Raw genomic sequence first — 14,939 nt, 5'->3', positions numbered from 1 at the left:
TTCTTACGAGCGTCGTTTGAAGGTAGATTCTAAGCTCACTCCACGATGACAGCCGTCTCCACCACCGCGTGGAACAAAACGTCGGCACCCGCCGAAGCCCATTCCTTGCTGATCTCCTCTGCCTCGTTGTGGCTGAGGCCATCGACGCAAGGGCACATCACCATGGCGGTGGGCGCGACGCGGTTGATCCAGCAGGCGTCGTGGCCGGCGCCGGAGACGATGTTGCGGTGGGAATAGCCGAGGCGTTCGGCGGCATCACGGATCGCCTTGACGCAGCCGGCATCAAAGGTCACCGGATCGAAAGCACCGACCTGTTCGATCTCGTAGCGAATGTCGAGTGCATCGCAGATCGTGTCGATGCCTTCGCGGATGCGGCCGTCCATCGCGTCCAGCACTTCCTTTTCCGGCGAGCGGATATCGACGGTGAAGACGGTGCGCCCGGCGATGATGTTGCGCGAATTGGGATAGACCTCCATGTGGCCGACCGCGCCGACGGCATCGGGCTGGTAGTCCATGGCGATCTCGTGCACCAGTTCGATCACCCGCGCCATGCCGAGCCCGGCATTGCGGCGCTTGGGCATCGGCGTCGAGCCGGTGTGGGCTTCCTTGCCGGTCAGCGTCACCTGCAGCCATTTAAGGCCCTGGCCATGGGTGACGACACCAATGTCGATATCTTCGTCCTCGAGGATCGGACCCTGTTCGATATGCAGTTCGAAGAAGGCGTGGATCTTACGGTCGCCGACCTTCTCGCTGCCCTTCCAGCCGATGCGCTCGAGTTCCTCGCCGAATTTCTTGCCCTGTTTGTCGACATGCCCGTACACATCGGCCTGGTCGAGCACGCCGGCGAACACGCCGGACGCCATCATCGCCGGCGCGAAGCGCGAGCCCTCCTCGTTCGTCCAGTTGGTGACGACGATCGGATGTTTGGTCTTGATGCCGAGGTCGTTGAGAGAGCGCACCACTTCAAGCCCACCCAGCACGCCGAGCACGCCGTCATACTTGCCGCCGGTCGGCTGCGTATCGAGATGGCTGCCGACATAGACCGGCGGCAGGCTGGGATCGGTGCCTTCGCGGCGGGCAAACATCGTGCCCATCTCATCGACGCCCATTTCGAGCCCGGCCGCATCGCACCAGCGCTTGAACAGATGCCGCCCTTCGCCGTCTTCGTCGGTCACGGTCTGACGATTGTTGCCGCCGGCAATGCCGGGGCCAATCTTCGCCATCTCCATGATGGAATCCCACAAACGGTCTGAATTGATTCGCAGATTCTCGCCGGGTGCGGCCATCTTGAGTTCCCATCTACACCAGGGTTCTTGTCGCCCCTTGAGTGATTTACAGCTTGACCGTATGGTCAGCTTTTAAACTACACAACCTGACCAAGCGGTCAACTAGAATCTTGGGGTAGACATGGCAGAACCCACCCGCCCCATGCGGCGACAGGAGATCCGACGAGAGAATGAAAAAACCATTCTCGTCGCTGCCGAGAAGGTGTTTGCGGAGGCAGGGTTCGGGGGCGCCACGATGCAGTTGATCGCGGATCTGGCGGGACTGCCGAAGGCAAATCTCCACTACTATTTCGCCACCAAGGAAGAGCTTTACCGGTCGGTCGTTCAAAACATCTTTGAAATCTGGCTACAGGCGGCCAATTGCTTCGACGCGGCGCGCGGACCCATAGACGGCATCAGTGCCTATATCGACGCCAAGATGGAAATATCACGCCGCCATCCTGACGGCTCGAAGGTCTGGGCCTCTGAAGTGATGCACGGTGCGCCGGTGCTTCAGGACTATATGGAATCGACGCTACGCGAATGGACGGACGGCCGCGTCGAGATCATCAGGCGCTGGATCGAGGAAGCCAAGATGGACCCGGTGGATCCGCGCCATCTGCTCTATATGCTTTGGGCTACGACCCAGCACTACGCCGATTTCGGTCACCAGATCGAGACGCTCAATGGCGGCAAGCCGCTGTCCGACCGGCAATGGCGGGAAGCCAAGGAAAATATCAAGCGGGTGATCCTGACCGGGATCGGCGCGTTGCCCGCCTGACTGTAACCGTTCGTTGCAGCAAAAGATCAGGTCGGCGCGCTGCCGCGCCGACCCCACCGACCGCTTCGCGGCGACCTCCCTCGAGAGGCAGGGATATCCGCGTCGGCCCGTCAATCGATAGACCTCAGCACATCGCGCACATGGTCGATCAATTCGTTGATCTGGCCCTTGGTGATGATCAGCGGCGGCGACAGCGCGATGATGTCGCCGGTGGTGCGGATCAGCGCGCCGCGCTCGAACGCCTTGACGAAGGCCGAGAAGGCCCGTTTGGTCGGCTGGCCGGCGATCGGCGCCAGCTCGATCGCACCGATCAGGCCGATGTTCCTGATATCGATGACGTTCGGCTCGCCTTTCAGCGAATGCAGCGCGTCTTCCCAGTACGGCGCCAGCTCCTCGCCACGGGTCAGCAGGCCCTCTTCCTTGTAGGTGTCGAGCGTGCCGAGTGCAGCCGCGCAGGCAATCGGGTTGCCCGAATAGGTGTAGCCGTGGAAGAACTCGATCATGTGCTCGGGGCCGGTCATGAAGGCGTCGTGGATCTCCTTCTTCACGAACACAGCGCCCATCGGGATGACGCCGTTGGAGACGCCCTTGGCGGTGGTCATGATGTCGGGCGTGACACCGAAATAGTCGGCGGCGAACGGCGTGCCGAGACGGCCGAAACCGGTGATGACCTCATCGAAGATCAACAGGATGCCATGCTTGGTGCAGATCTCGCGTAGCCTCTGAAGATAACCCTTCGGCGGCAGGATGACGCCGGTGGAGCCGGCGACCGGCTCCACGATGACGGCGGCGATGGTGGAAGCGTCATGCAGGGCTACGATACGCTCCAGCTCGTTGGCGAGTTCCGCGCCATACTCCGGCACGCCCTTGGTGAAGGCGTTCTTTTCCGGCAGATGCGTGTGCGGCATATGGTCGACGCCGCCGAGCAGCGTGCCGAACATCTTGCGGTTGGTGACGATGCCGCCGACCGAGATGCCGCCGAAATTGACGCCGTGATAGCCGCGCTCGCGGCCGATCAGCCGGGTGCGCGAGCCCTCGCCTTTAACACGGTGATAGGCGATCGCCATCTTGAGCGCTGTCTCGACCGATTCCGAACCGGAATTGGTGAAGAAGACATGATCCATGCCCTTGGGCGCGAGGTCGACCAGGCGGTTGGCCAGTTCGAACACGATCGGATGGCCCATCTGGAAGGCGGGCGCATAGTCGAGCTCGGCGGCCTGCTGTTGGATCGCTTCGGTGATCTTCGGCCGGCAATGGCCGGCATTGACGCACCACAGGCCGGCGGTGCCGTCGAGCACCTTGCGGCCGTCGCTGGTCGTGTAGTGCATGTCCTTGGCGGACACCATCATGCGCGGCGCCTGCTTGAACTGCCGGTTTGCCGTGAACGGCATCCAGAATGCGCTGAGATCGTTCGGCGTGACTTTCAGCCGGTTGGACATGACCAGGACTTCCCCTTGTAAACTGTTTCGCTGCGCCCAACGCTTGGTCTTTGCCGCGTTTTCATGCTACGCAAATTTTTGACCGATTGGACAAACGTTAGCACCGCCCTCTCGGCGGTCAAGGATTACTAGCGGAAATGCGGCACCTGAAGTGCGTTCCACAGGCTAGGGAAAAACTGGTCCAGAGAATTGGTCCAGATGACCCTCAACACGAGGGCTTGCAACGGTGACCATCAGCACGGACGCCCCTCGCCGCACCCGCATCCAGCAGGAAAAGCGCGAACTGATCCTGGAGGCGGCGCTCGAGGTTTTCTCCACCAACGGCTTTCGCGGCTCGACCATCGACCAGATCGCCGAAGCCGCCGGCATGTCGAAGCCCAACCTGCTCTACTATTTCCGCCGCAAGGAAGACATCCACGAGACGCTGATGCAGCGCCTGCTCGACACCTGGCTGGCGCCGCTGCGCGAACTCGACGACATTGGGGATCCCCTTACCGAACTGCGCAGCTACATCAGGCGCAAGCTGGAGATGGCGCGCGACTTTCCGCGCGAGAGCCGGCTGTTCGCCAACGAGATCCTGCAAGGCGCGCCGCGCATCATGCCGCTGCTGGCCGGAGAGTTGAAGACGCTGGTCGACGAGAAGGCGACCGTCATCAAGGGCTGGATGCGCGCCGGCAAGATCGCCAAGACCGATCCGTGGCACCTGATCTTCTCGATCTGGGCGACGACGCAGCATTATGCCGATTTCGACGTCCAGGTCCGCGCCGTGCTCGGGCCGAACCGCGGCGGCGACGGCCGCTTCGAGGACGCCGCAAGGTTTCTTGAGCAGTTGTTCCTCGATGGGCTGAAGCCGAAGGGCTGACGCCTCAGGCGCTGCGCCGCTGGGCCGGCAGTTCATCCAGCAATGTCTGCAGCTTGGCGATCGAATTCTGCTCGGCGAGCGGCGTGTAGACGATCAGCTTCATGTCCGAGCCGTCGCCGATCGACAGGCTCATATGCTCGAAGGTCATGGCGCCCGCGCTCGGGTGCCGGACATGCTTCACCCCCGACAATCGGTGCGCGACGTCGCGCTGCGGCCACCAGGCACGAAATTCGGGGCTCGAACGCGTCATCAACTCGATCAGCCGCTCGAAATCCGGATCGCCGACATAGCGGGCGCTCGCGGCCCGGAACGAGGCCAGCACGGTGCGCGCCAGTTGCTCCCAGTCGACCAGCAGGCGCCGGTGGTGCGGGCTGGTGAACACCATGTGGACGATGTTGCGGGCATCCCCTTCCAGCAGGCCATAGTCGCCGAACACCGCCACCGCCGCCGGGTTCCAGGCCAGCACATCCCAGCGCCGCCCGACCACATAGGCCGGCTGCAGCACCAGGCTCTGCAGCATGTGCAGCAAGGGGCCGTCGACCCTTTCCGGCGCCACGGCACGGCGCTCCGGCTGCTGGCGGTCGGCAAGGATGAACAGATGCTGTTTTTCGGCGGCGTCGAGGCGCAGTGCTTCGGCGAGTGCCGTCAGCACCTCGACCGAGGGCCTGACCTCCCGCCCCTGCTCCAGCCATGTGTACCAGGTGGTGCCGACGCCGGCGATCATCGCCACCTCCTCGCGCCGTAGTCCCGGCGTGCGCCGCCTGAGACCGGTGGCGATGCCGGTGGCCGAGGGCGTCAGCCTTTCGCGGCGCGAGCGCAGGAAGGCGCCGAGTTCGCGCCGGCGGCTGTCTTCAGCGGAGTGGTTTGGGGCCGCGTGGGGTTGGGACTCCATGCGCCCAGTATAGCAGTATTGATACCAGGATAAAGTTTGAACTGTTTGGCTCGCGCCAACTGTCCCATCTTCCGTTCAGAGCAACAGAACGGAGGCTCTGAACATGGAACTCAAAGACAAGACGATCCTCATCACCGGTTCGACCGATGGCGTCGGCCGCGTCGTCGCGCAACGGCTCGGCGCCGCGGGCGCCCGTGTGATGGTGCATGGCCGCGATGCGAGGCGCGGCAAGGCTGTTGTCACCGAGATCGAAGCGGCCGGCGGCATGGCGGAGCTTCTGGTCGCCGACCTCTCTTCGCTGGCCGAAGTGCGCCGGCTTGCCGAGGCGGTGCGCGCCCGGACGGGCCGGCTCGACATCCTCGTCAACAATGCCGGAATCGGCACGGCGGGCCAGGGTGCCAAAAGGCAGGTCAGCGCCGACGGCTACGAACTGCGCTTCGCGGTCAACTACCTCGCCGGTTTTCTGCTGACATCGGAGCTTCTGCCGTTGCTGAAGGCGAGTGCGCCGGCCCGCATCGTCAATGTCGCCTCGGCCGGACAGCAGGCGGTCGATTTCAGCGATGTCATGCTGACCCGCTCCTATGACGGCGTGCGCGCCTATTGCCAGAGCAAGCTGGCGCAGATCCTGTTCACCGTCGATTTGGCCGAACAGTTGAAAGGTACCGGCGTCACCGTCAACGCGCTGCACCCAGCGAGTTACATGAATACCACCATGGTCCGGCAGGCTGGTGTGACGCCGTGGAGTTCGGTCGAGACCGGTGCCGAGGCCATCCTCAACCTCGCCGCCTCACCCGCGCTCGACGGAAAAAGCGGCCTCTATTTCGACGGCCTGCGGGAATCCCGTGCCGACGCCCAGGCTTATGACGCCAAGGCAAGGCAACGGCTGCGAAGCTTGAGCCTCGATCTCATCGACCCGGCCTCCCTCACATCGAAGGAACAGCATTGATGACCAAGACAATCGAACACACCGTCGTCATCGGCGGCTCGTCCGGCATCGGCCTGGCGACGGCACGCAAGTTGCTCGGCCCGGACATGAAGGTGACCATCACCGGGCGCAACGAGGAGAAACTGAAGAGCGCTTGGAAAAGCCTTGGCGGCGCTGCCGGGAAGGCTGCTTTCGACGCCGCGAAGCCGGACGAGGTCCGCCAGTTCTTCGAGAGCCTCGGGCCTTTCGACCATCTGGTGCTGGCGGCCAGCGGCGGCAAGGGCCTCGGCCCCTTCCCGACGCTTGACCTGAGCGACATCGGCAGTGGCGTGGAGGAAAAGGTCCGCCCGCAGCTGTCTTGCCTGCAGGCCGCCTTGCCGACACTCAACAAGGCCGGCTCGGTCACCTTCATCTCGGCGGTGTCGGCGCAGCTCGCGGCGCCGGGCGTCGCCGGTATCGCTGCCATCAACGGCATGCTGTTGACCGTGGTGCCGATTCTGGCGGTGGAACTGAAGCCGCTGCGCGTCAATGTCGTGGCGCCCGGCGTCATCGACACGCCCTGGTGGGATTTTCTGGCCGAGGAGCAGAGGCAGGCGCTGTTTGCCGATTACGCAGGCAGGACCCCGGTCGGCCGCATCGGCCGCGCCGAAGACGTCGCCGCGGCAATAGCCTTCCTCGTCTCCAACGGCTTCATGACCGGTCAGATATTGACCTGCGACGGCGGCCTGCGATTTGCGGCATAGGACAGGACCGTTAATTGGCCTTCTTTGGAACGCGGTCGTCCTCGTCCGCAGGCCTGTCGTCTGCCGGTTTTGCCGAAACAGGCTTTTCCGGCACATGGGAATAGTCAGATGTATCCGCCCCATACATCTTGTTGTCGATTGCCTCTTGCCAGCTGAAATCCGCGTCGGACGGTGAAACGTCGGCAATCTCATCGCGGGAGGAGCGAGAGTGCAGCCAGTTCGGGGTGATCTCTCGAACCAATTGTGCAAAGCGTCCCATCGAAACCGTTCCTTTCCTTGTCCTTTCCAGGACGCGCGATCGCGGTTGCGCCGGCTGGACCTAAAGTTGACCTCTCAGCCAGGCCAGCGTCTCGGCGACGCCGACCAGCCCGTACTGCGCGGTGGTGTGCGCCGGTGGCTTGACCCGTATCGATATGCCGCCCGCATCATTGACGGTTTCGAAGCCGTTTTCGTCCGACGTGTCGTCGCCCAGGAAGACCGGGCGACGGCCCGTGAATGGCGCGATCTCCATGAAACGCCGGATCGCGGCGCCCTTGGCGGCCTCCAGCGGCAGCAATTCCACGCCGGCGTTGCCGGCAACCACCCGGTAGCCCTTTGGCAGCGTGGCCAGCGCCTGCTCGACAAGCTGCGTCGCGCGGGGAAGCAGATGGGGGGCGGCGCGCGTGTGGATGGCCAGCACCCTTCCCTTACGCTCGATATAGGCCCCACGACCGAGCTCGGCCTCGATCTCGTCGGCAAGGGCCGCGATATCCGCCGGCTCCTCCGCGACTTCGACGTCGTCGCCCGGCAGAAGCCGGTGCTCCAGTCCATAGAGCCCGGCCGCGCGCAGTTTCAAAGGCTGAAACAGATGGTCGACAGCCGCAACGGACCGGCCCGTGATGAACGCCAACGCCCCGTTCAGCTTGCGGTCCAGGCCTTGCAGCAAGGAGCGGAGCTCGTCGCTGACCGAGACGGCGTCCGGGTGCTCGGCATGTTCCAGCAGGGTGCCGTCGATGTCGAGGAACAACGCCCATTCGCCGGTCAGCACAGTCTGCGGTTTCGGCATGACGGCCTGCGGCTTTTGCGGGCTTTCGCTGATCATCTTTTGCAGGACCTCGTTCATGACATGACTACCCGTTTGCGCTCGAACATGGACACGACATTGTCGACGCTAGGCGGCCGCTCACCGACACCGGTTACCCGGTCGAGGTCACCGCGCTTGCGCAAGCGCGCTGCATCCAGAAGCATGCTGCCGGCCCAGCGATAGACATTGTTGTTGCGGATCGTCTCGCGCATGGGCCGCATGCGCTCGCGCTGTTCGTCTGAAGTCATGATCAGCGCCTGCAGCAGCGCTTCGCTCATCATGGCGGCGTCGTAAGGGTTGACGATCAGCGCCTCCAGCAATTCGCGCGAGGCGCCGGCGAAGGTGCTGAGCATCAAGACGCCCTGTTCGTCGTCGCGCGCCGCGACGAACTCCTTGGCGACCAGGTTCATGCCGTCATGCAGGCTGGTGACCATGCATATGTCGGCGGCGCGATAGATCTCGTAGACCTGTTCCTGTGAGTGATGCTCGGCCACCATGACCACCGGCCTGTAACCCTCGCTGCCATAGCGTTGGTTGAGCTCCTCGGCATAGCGGTGGCATTCGTCGTGGAGCAGCTTGTAAGCCGGCAGCGTGCCACGGCTGGGGGCCGCGACCTGCAGGAAAACCAGTTTTCCGATCCATTCAGGGTATCGCTTGAACAATTCGTCCAGCGCCTGAAACCGATCCAGAATGCCCTTCGTGTAATCGAGACGTTCGACCCCCACCGCCAGCTTCACATCCGCTTTCAGTCCGAACCTATTGCGCAGGCGGGCGCGGCAGTCATCGACATGAGGCAATTTTGCCAACAGGTCCGCCGGCCATTCTATCGAGATGGGATAGGCGTGCACCAGCGTCGTCTGACCACCGTAGGAGATCGCCGCATCGGCGCGCTCGATGCGGCTTTCCAGGAAGCGATCTACGCTTTCGGTGAAATTGTTGGCGTGGAACTGGGTGTGGAAACCGATGATAGAGCTGCCGAGCAGCCCCTCGAGGATGCGTTCACGCCAAGGGCAGATGCTGTACACCTCCGAGTTCGGCCATGGGATGTGCCAGAAGGTGATGACGATCGCCTCCGGCAGGCGCTCGCGGATCATGCGCGGCAGCAGCGCGAAGTGGTAATCCTGGACCAGCACGATCGGCCGCTCGTTACGCGCTTCGGCAACCACCGTATCGGCAAACTTCCGGTTAACGGCTTCATAGGCAGCCCAGTCGGAGGCGCGAAAAATCGGTCGGGTGAAGGCGATGTGGCAAAGCGGCCAGAGCCCCTCATTGGCGAAACCGAGATAATAACCCTGATGTTCTTCCTCCGTCAGCCAGACCCGGCGCAGCGTATAGGACGGATGGCCGGGAGGCACCTGTACCCGGTCGTGGTCGTCGACGGTGAGGCGGTCCGCCGTTCCGCCGCCATAGGCGATCCAGGTGCCGCCACAGGCGCGGGTGATCGGCTCGAGCGCGGACACCAGCCCGCTGGCCGGCACCAACAATTCGACGCCATCATCCCTGATGTTGTGGATATAGGGTTCGCGGTTCGACACCACGATGACCTGCGCATCGGGCAGATCGTCGGCGAGGATCTTGCGCAATGTCTCGGGCGACCACGTCACCAGCGCCGCATCGGCCGATTGGCCGTTCTTTTCGAACTCACGTATCACCTTGCGCGCCGCCTCCGCGGCCACGTCTTCGCCCGCTGTATGGGCAACCGCCGGAGGGTGACTGCGGCGCTGCCGCGATAGGGAGAGGAATACGGCAAGAGCGGAAAAACCGAGGCTCGCGAAGATCAGAACCCAGAGCAGTTCCGCACCGTAGTTTGTCATTGAATGTCAACTCACCCGGCCGTCGGCGACCGTTTTTTCGTGTTTCCCGTTTGAAAAGGTCCGCCGACCACGGGGTCGGCGTTCGGACCCGTATTTTTGCAACGCACAAAGCTCGGATCGGTTCCGCCAATTTTGTTCGGATCATGTCCTTACGATGAGCGGCACCAGCCCTTCATGGCGGTCGGCAAGGAAAGCGACGACCCGGTCGCCGACGCGCTGGAAGGTGAGATCGACCACCCGGTCGCCGACGCCCAGGTGCCGCAGTGTCAGCGTGTCGATGCCGATCGGCAGCCTGGGACGGCTAACGCGAATCTCACCATCCCAGCCGTCGATCTCCAAGCCAAGGCAGGCCTGCATCAGCATGAAGGCCGAGCCCGCCGACCACGCTTGCGGCAGGCAGGCGACAGGATAGGCGATGGGTGCTTCGCCCGGCGCGCGTGTAAAACCGCAGAACAGTTCGGGCAGCCGCATGTTGAAATGGACCGCGGATTCGAATGTGCCGCTCATCAGGCGAACCACGCTTTCACGCTCGCCATAGCGTGCCAGGCCGGCACCGCAGATGGCGGTGTCGTGCGGCCAGATCGAGCCATTGTGGTACGACATCGGGTTGAAGAACACCGCATCGTCGGCAAGCGTCCTCAGCCCCCAGCCGGAATGGAAGGAGGCGGAAAGCAGCTGGTCGGCGACCATCTGCGCCCGCGCCGGCTCAGGCAACCCGACAAAGAGCAGATGCCCAGCATTCGAGGTCCGCACCTTGCAGGGCTCGCCGGCACCGTCGATCGCGAGGGCGTAGAAGCCGAGATCGTCAAGCCAGAAATCGCGTTCCACCGCCACCCGCATCGCCTCGGCGCGGTCCTCCCAGTGATCGGCTTTGTCGTCTTCGCCACGGCGGCGGGCAAGCTTGGCCAGCCCCCGGAAAGCGGCAAAGACATAGCCTTGCACTTCGACCAGCGCGATCGGGCCCTTGGGAATGCGGCCATCGGCATGGAAGACCGAATCGAAACTGTCCTTCCATCCCTGGTTGGCGAGGCCGGACTCGGCCGCTCGCTGGTAAGTCACGAATCCGGTCTCCCGGCCTGCCTCCTCCGTCCATTCGGCCGCGGCGCACAGTGACGGCCACAGGCCGTCGATGAACGCCATGTCACCGGTACGATCGGCGTAGGCGCAAGCAAGATAGATGTAGAGCGGTGTCGTATCGACGCCACCGTAGTAGCGGCCGAAGGGGAGCTCCCGCAGCGCCACCATTTCGCCCTTGCGGGTCTCGTGCATGATCTTGCCCGGCTGCGAATCGCTGAACGGCGATGTCTCGGTCGCCTGGTGCTGGGCCAGAAAGGCCAACACGCCCCGCGCCAGGCCCGGATTGAGCCACAGCATCTGCAGTGCCGAGATGACGCCGTCACGACCGAACGCCGTCGAGAACCAGGGGATGCCGGCATAGGGATAGGGGCCGGTCGCCAGTTCGGTGGTCAGCAGCGCGACATCGGCGCGGGCGCGCTCGACCCAGTCGTTGAAGACGCGGCCCGAGCTGCGCACCGTCGCGCCATGGCGACGTTTGGCCCGCATGCCAAAGCGGGCGCGGGCAGCAGCGGCGCGAAACCGGTCGCGGTCGGGCTTATCGGCCACCTCGGGACCGACCTCGACATAAAGCACCTTCCTGCTGCGCTTGGTCACGGCGATCAGGAAATCGGCACGGGTGGCTGTCAGTTGGTCCGGCGCCTGCGAGAACGATATCGCAGAGAGGCGGGCCAGGCCGTCGAGCCCGTCATAGCGCAGCAGCACGGACGTCGCGTCTGTTTCGGCGGCATGGGCCAGCCCGCGCTTCAGCCGTGTCGAGCCGCGCACTTCGAACATGTCGCGGAAATCGGCGGAATAGTGCAGGGAAACGCTGATCGTCGAGTGTTCCCGGCTGTAATTGGAAAGGGTGATGCGTTCGAACAGCCTGTCCTGCCAAAGCAGCCTGACGCGTTCGATGTGAATGGCTCCCTGCGGGATGTCGCGTCCACCGGCGCTCTGTATCGGCAGATTGGTCAAATTGGTGGTGAACAGCACATTGTCCTGGCTGAGCGAGGCGCCGAGCAGCGATGTCTGCCTGCCGCCGACGGTCAGCCGGAACTCGGAAAGAACCCGTGTGTCGTCGCGAAAGAAACCGTCGCCGGCTCCGCGTATGTCGCCATAGGCGTCGGCAACCGCGAAGCAATCGCCCTGCTTGAGGGCAAACAACCGATGCGGCTCGCGAGGGGCGGTGGCGTCGAGCGATGCAAGCGCAACCGCGGGATCGAGCTGGCGCTCATCGAGTTGGGCCATTCGTCAAAGATCCCTGTTGTTTCGTTGTCGTGGCTCGAGCACGTCGTTGCTCAAGACGCCTTCGCCGCGCTCGGGACGCCGATCAGGCCCGCATAGGCGGCCAGATAATCGCCAGCCATTCTTCGAGCGGAGAACCGCTTTTCGAAAACGGCCCTCACCTTTCGCCTGTCGAGTTGCAGCAAGTCGGGCACCGCGGCGACCGCGCCGTCCACCGTGTCAGCGATGAAACCGGTGACGCCTTGATCGATGATTTCGGGCAGCGCGCCGCAATTCCAGCCGATGACCGGCGTGCCGCAGGCCATGGCCTCGATGGCGACAAGGCCGAACGGCTCCGGCCAGTCGATCGGGAACAGCAGGCCGGCCGCCTTGCCGAGAAATTCCGCCTTCTGGTCCTCCTCGATCTCGCCGACATAGACGATGCGATCGCCATCGATCAACGGTTCGACCACCTCGTGGAAATAGGCGCGGTCGTCGTCGCCGATCTTTGCCGCGAGCTTGAGCTTGAGCCCCGAACGCAAGGCGATCTCGATGGCGCGGTCCGGGCGCTTGTCGCGTGAGAACCGGCCGAGGAAGGCAAGGTAGGGTTCTTCCGCCGTCGTCTCAAAAGTCGGTTCGTAGAGAGTGGTCGGCAATCCGTGATGGATCGTCGCCAACCAGTTGGCGTTGGCAAGGCCAGCCTTCTGGCTGTGCGAAATGGAAATCAGGGGAAAACGCGGAAACCGTTCATAGGCCGGCGCCAGGTCGACATAATCCAGCCTGCCATGCGGTGTCGTCACCGTGCGGTCGACGAGATCCTCGAAGAAGGAAAAGTGCAGGAAATGGCTGAGGTGGAAGTGGATGACGTCGAACTCCGACGCCCGGTCCCTCACCTGCGAAAGCATCGACAGATGCGCCGCGATCTCGGATTTAAGCGGACGCGGATCGAGGCGCAGCGCGCGTTCCCGGCTGGGTACCAGCGTCGCGGAAGTCTGGCTGTCGCCGCTGGCGAACAGCGTCACCTCATGGCCCAGATCAACCAGCGCTTCGGTCAGATACGAGACGATGCGCTCGGTGCCGCCATAGAGCCTTGGCGGCACCGATTCATAAAGCGGCGCGACATGGGCGATTTTCATATTCCATCCTGGATGCTGGGCATGCAGGTGTGAAATGCGTCAACGCCTCGATTGGTTCCGATTTTATGATCGAGCCGTGGGCACCAGAGGCCGCAGTCGGCATGGAACTGTGCGTCAAACGGATTGCGCGATCAGGGTCAGAAAGCCACCGCTCAGCGCGACATTGCCGACGAAGCCGTTGATGCGGGACGCACGATCCTGGCCCTGATGGTCCCAAAAATTGTGAAACATCGGCGTGGCGACGATCAGGAACACCAGCAGCACCGCGGCCGCGAGTGCCGTCCACAATCCTGCGATGACCAGCACGCCGGCGGCGATCTGAAGCACGATGCCGAGCCACAGCGCCCATCTTGCCTGCGGCACGCCGCGCGCGGCCATCAGCTGGGTCAGGAAGGCCGCGTTCTGGATGTTGCGCAGGCCGGCGAAGACGAAGGCGCCGCCGAGCAACAGGCGAGCGAGAAACAACAAGGTCGAAGGCAAATCGGCAGGCATCAAACGCTCCCTTTGAAAGTGGAGCGCCGCCTTTCGACGGCGCTCCCAACATAACCGGACAATCAGGCGGCCTTCGCCGCCGGCACCGGGTGAATGGCCTGGAACGGGATGCACAGCCGGTTCCAGGTGTTGATCATGCCGAGCGCAACGGAAAGCTTGACCAGTTCCTCTTCCGAGAAATGCTCGAGCGTCTTTGCATAGAGTTCGTCCGGCACGCCATTGCTGGCGATCAAGGTGACGGCTTCGGTCCAGGCCAGGGCAGCGCGTTCGCGCAGGGAAAACAGCGGCGATTCCTTCCAGGCTGAAACCAGATAGAGCCGCTGCTCGGTCTCGCCGTCGCGCCTCGCCTCGCGGCTATGCATCTCGACGCAGAACGAGCAGCCATTGATCTGCGATGCCCTGAGCTTGACCAGGTGCAGCAGGCTCACCTCGAGCCCGCATTCGTCCACCGCCTTGTTGAGCGCCGACACAGCCTTCATGATCTCCGGCGCCTTGGCGAAAAATTGCAGCCTCTGTTTCATCTTCCTGTCCTTTCAAATCTGCTTTGGGTTTGGGTCTACGGGGTTAACTGGATTTCTGCGGCCGCTGGTGGCGCTCGACGAAGGCGCAGCTCGCAGCAAGCGACCTGGGATCGCCTTCTGCCGCATAGGTGGCCACGATATCGGACAGCTTGGTCTCGGCGAGCGCGGCGCGATAGGCACGCTCGGCCTTCAGCATCGCGGCGTTGATGCCGCAGGGTTTGACATAGGCCGAAGCATCGAGCTTCACCGGACCGCGCTGGCGGATCTCGCCGCAACGGAAAGCCGGCTCGCGCCCTTCGATGGCCAGCACGATGTCGAGCAGCGTGATGCGCTCGGCCGGCCGCGCCAGCCGATAGCCACCGGCAGGCCCGGGCACCGATTCCAGGATGCGCGCCGCGCTCAGCATGTTGAGATGCTTCAGCAGATAGCTAGGCGACAGGCCAAAGGACTCGGCCAGAGCGGCGCCAGGCATGGTGCTGTTCCCCTCCACACTGGCCAGCGTGGCAGCGCAATGGATAGCTGCCTCAACGCCCTCGCCCAGCTTCATTGGATCGGCTCCTTTATCATGGATATATACTATCGTGGATAATTATTATCTGCAATAGGAAAATTAAAAACGGCGCTCGAAAGCGCTAATGCAGTTCACTTAGGCACCTTCAGTGTTCTGACAGGATATTTGGCTGGTAGCTTTTTGACGACACGGGGGCATGATCGCCCCCGTGTTTT

Annotated in this window: 15 protein-coding genes; 4 read left to right on the top strand and 11 right to left on the bottom strand. The window is 63.2% G+C overall.

What is annotated here, in order from left to right; all coding sequences use genetic code 11:
- Positions 1-35: 35 nt before the first annotated feature.
- A complete protein-coding gene (locus tag NKJ11_RS30710) occupies positions 36-1,286 on the bottom strand; it encodes a Zn-dependent hydrolase (protein ID WP_352794965.1) in 1,251 nt (416 codons plus the stop codon).
- A gap of 121 nt (positions 1,287-1,407) precedes the next feature.
- On the opposite strand from NKJ11_RS30710, the gene NKJ11_RS30705 reads away from it, so the two are divergent.
- Entirely contained in the window at positions 1,408-2,046 is a 639-nt protein-coding gene (locus tag NKJ11_RS30705) for a TetR/AcrR family transcriptional regulator (RefSeq protein ID WP_013530908.1), read from the top strand.
- 110 nt (positions 2,047-2,156) lie between these two features.
- On the opposite strand, the gene aptA is transcribed toward NKJ11_RS30705, so the two are convergent.
- On the bottom strand, positions 2,157-3,485 hold the full coding sequence (gene aptA, locus NKJ11_RS30700; protein ID WP_352794964.1) for an omega-aminotransferase AptA: 1,329 nt from the start codon (positions 3,483-3,485) through the stop codon (positions 2,157-2,159).
- 232 nt (positions 3,486-3,717) lie between these two features.
- Here aptA and NKJ11_RS30695 point away from each other — a divergent pair, with 232 nt between their 5' ends.
- Complete coding sequence (locus tag NKJ11_RS30695; protein WP_502905825.1) at positions 3,718-4,347, top strand: TetR family transcriptional regulator C-terminal domain-containing protein; 630 nt, start codon at positions 3,718-3,720, stop codon at positions 4,345-4,347.
- A gap of 4 nt (positions 4,348-4,351) precedes the next feature.
- Here NKJ11_RS30695 and NKJ11_RS30690 read toward each other — a convergent pair whose 3' ends face one another.
- Positions 4,352-5,239, bottom strand: a complete 888-nt coding sequence (locus tag NKJ11_RS30690; protein WP_352794962.1) for a helix-turn-helix transcriptional regulator — start codon at positions 5,237-5,239, stop codon at positions 4,352-4,354.
- Positions 5,240-5,342: 103 nt separating this feature from the next.
- Here NKJ11_RS30690 and NKJ11_RS30685 point away from each other — a divergent pair, with 103 nt between their 5' ends.
- Together NKJ11_RS30685 and NKJ11_RS30680 are read left to right on the top strand one after the other, a co-directional pair.
- The gene (locus NKJ11_RS30685; protein WP_352794961.1) at positions 5,343-6,185 is read left to right on the top strand and encodes an SDR family NAD(P)-dependent oxidoreductase; all 843 of its coding nucleotides are present in this window, start codon (positions 5,343-5,345) and stop codon (positions 6,183-6,185) included.
- Positions 6,185-6,907 carry an SDR family oxidoreductase gene (locus tag NKJ11_RS30680; protein WP_352794960.1) on the top strand — a complete coding sequence of 241 codons (723 nt, stop codon included), beginning with the start codon at positions 6,185-6,187 and terminating at the stop codon, positions 6,905-6,907. Before NKJ11_RS30685 ends, NKJ11_RS30680 begins: the two co-directional genes overlap by 1 nt.
- Positions 6,908-6,917: 10 nt before the next feature.
- On the opposite strand, the gene NKJ11_RS30675 is transcribed toward NKJ11_RS30680, so the two are convergent.
- The 8 genes from NKJ11_RS30675 to NKJ11_RS30640 all read right to left on the bottom strand — a co-directional run bounded on the left by NKJ11_RS30675 (position 6,918) and on the right by NKJ11_RS30640 (position 14,760).
- A complete protein-coding gene (locus NKJ11_RS30675) occupies positions 6,918-7,166 on the bottom strand; it encodes a hypothetical protein (protein ID WP_352722505.1) in 249 nt (82 codons plus the stop codon).
- A gap of 60 nt (positions 7,167-7,226) precedes the next feature.
- Positions 7,227-7,988, bottom strand: a complete 762-nt coding sequence (otsB, locus tag NKJ11_RS30670; protein ID WP_502900187.1) for a trehalose-phosphatase — start codon at positions 7,986-7,988, stop codon at positions 7,227-7,229.
- Positions 7,989-8,005: 17 nt separating this feature from the next.
- Positions 8,006-9,784 carry an alpha,alpha-trehalose-phosphate synthase (UDP-forming) gene (locus tag NKJ11_RS30665; RefSeq protein ID WP_352794959.1) on the bottom strand — a complete coding sequence of 593 codons (1,779 nt, stop codon included), beginning with the start codon at positions 9,782-9,784 and terminating at the stop codon, positions 8,006-8,008.
- Between the two features lie 141 nt (positions 9,785-9,925).
- Complete coding sequence (locus NKJ11_RS30660) at positions 9,926-12,088, bottom strand: amylo-alpha-1,6-glucosidase (protein WP_352794958.1); 2,163 nt, start codon at positions 12,086-12,088, stop codon at positions 9,926-9,928.
- A gap of 50 nt (positions 12,089-12,138) precedes the next feature.
- The gene (locus tag NKJ11_RS30655) at positions 12,139-13,200 is read right to left on the bottom strand and encodes a glycosyltransferase family 4 protein (protein ID WP_352794957.1); all 1,062 of its coding nucleotides are present in this window, start codon (positions 13,198-13,200) and stop codon (positions 12,139-12,141) included.
- Positions 13,201-13,314: 114 nt separating this feature from the next.
- Positions 13,315-13,692 carry a DoxX family protein gene (locus NKJ11_RS30650; RefSeq protein ID WP_352794956.1) on the bottom strand — a complete coding sequence of 126 codons (378 nt, stop codon included), beginning with the start codon at positions 13,690-13,692 and terminating at the stop codon, positions 13,315-13,317.
- Between the two features lie 62 nt (positions 13,693-13,754).
- Complete coding sequence (locus NKJ11_RS30645; RefSeq protein WP_352794955.1) at positions 13,755-14,213, bottom strand: carboxymuconolactone decarboxylase family protein; 459 nt, start codon at positions 14,211-14,213, stop codon at positions 13,755-13,757.
- A 43-nt stretch (positions 14,214-14,256) separates the two neighbouring features.
- On the bottom strand, positions 14,257-14,760 hold the full coding sequence (locus NKJ11_RS30640) for an RrF2 family transcriptional regulator (protein ID WP_023813203.1): 504 nt from the start codon (positions 14,758-14,760) through the stop codon (positions 14,257-14,259).
- Positions 14,761-14,939: the final 179 nt, after the last annotated feature.

This window comes from Mesorhizobium sp. M0243 (assembly GCF_040321775.1).
Taxonomy (GTDB): Bacteria; Pseudomonadota; Alphaproteobacteria; order Rhizobiales; family Rhizobiaceae; genus Mesorhizobium.
The sequence above is the reverse complement of the archived record's forward strand: the minus strand, read 5'-3'. Positions and strand labels throughout refer to the sequence as shown.

Coding starts and splice junctions, on each gene's coding strand:
- NKJ11_RS30705 (WP_013530908.1), top strand. CDS start 1,408: ATGGCAGAACCCACCCGCCCCATGCGGCGACAGGAGATCCGACGAGAG.
- NKJ11_RS30680 (WP_352794960.1), top strand. CDS start 6,185: ATGACCAAGACAATCGAACACACCGTCGTCATCGGCGGCTCGTCCGGC.
- NKJ11_RS30660 (WP_352794958.1), bottom strand. CDS start 12,088: ATGGCCCAACTCGATGAGCGCCAGCTCGATCCCGCGGTTGCGCTTGCA.
- aptA (WP_352794964.1), bottom strand. CDS start 3,485: ATGTCCAACCGGCTGAAAGTCACGCCGAACGATCTCAGCGCATTCTGG.
- NKJ11_RS30710 (WP_352794965.1), bottom strand. CDS start 1,286: ATGGCCGCACCCGGCGAGAATCTGCGAATCAATTCAGACCGTTTGTGG.
- NKJ11_RS30665 (WP_352794959.1), bottom strand. CDS start 9,784: ATGACAAACTACGGTGCGGAACTGCTCTGGGTTCTGATCTTCGCGAGC.
- NKJ11_RS30675 (WP_352722505.1), bottom strand. CDS start 7,166: ATGGGACGCTTTGCACAATTGGTTCGAGAGATCACCCCGAACTGGCTG.
- NKJ11_RS30645 (WP_352794955.1), bottom strand. CDS start 14,213: ATGAAACAGAGGCTGCAATTTTTCGCCAAGGCGCCGGAGATCATGAAG.
- NKJ11_RS30685 (WP_352794961.1), top strand. CDS start 5,343: ATGGAACTCAAAGACAAGACGATCCTCATCACCGGTTCGACCGATGGC.
- NKJ11_RS30655 (WP_352794957.1), bottom strand. CDS start 13,200: ATGAAAATCGCCCATGTCGCGCCGCTTTATGAATCGGTGCCGCCAAGG.
- NKJ11_RS30650 (WP_352794956.1), bottom strand. CDS start 13,692: ATGCCTGCCGATTTGCCTTCGACCTTGTTGTTTCTCGCTCGCCTGTTG.
- NKJ11_RS30690 (WP_352794962.1), bottom strand. CDS start 5,239: ATGGAGTCCCAACCCCACGCGGCCCCAAACCACTCCGCTGAAGACAGC.
- NKJ11_RS30640 (WP_023813203.1), bottom strand. CDS start 14,760: ATGAAGCTGGGCGAGGGCGTTGAGGCAGCTATCCATTGCGCTGCCACG.
- otsB (WP_502900187.1), bottom strand. CDS start 7,988: ATGATCAGCGAAAGCCCGCAAAAGCCGCAGGCCGTCATGCCGAAACCG.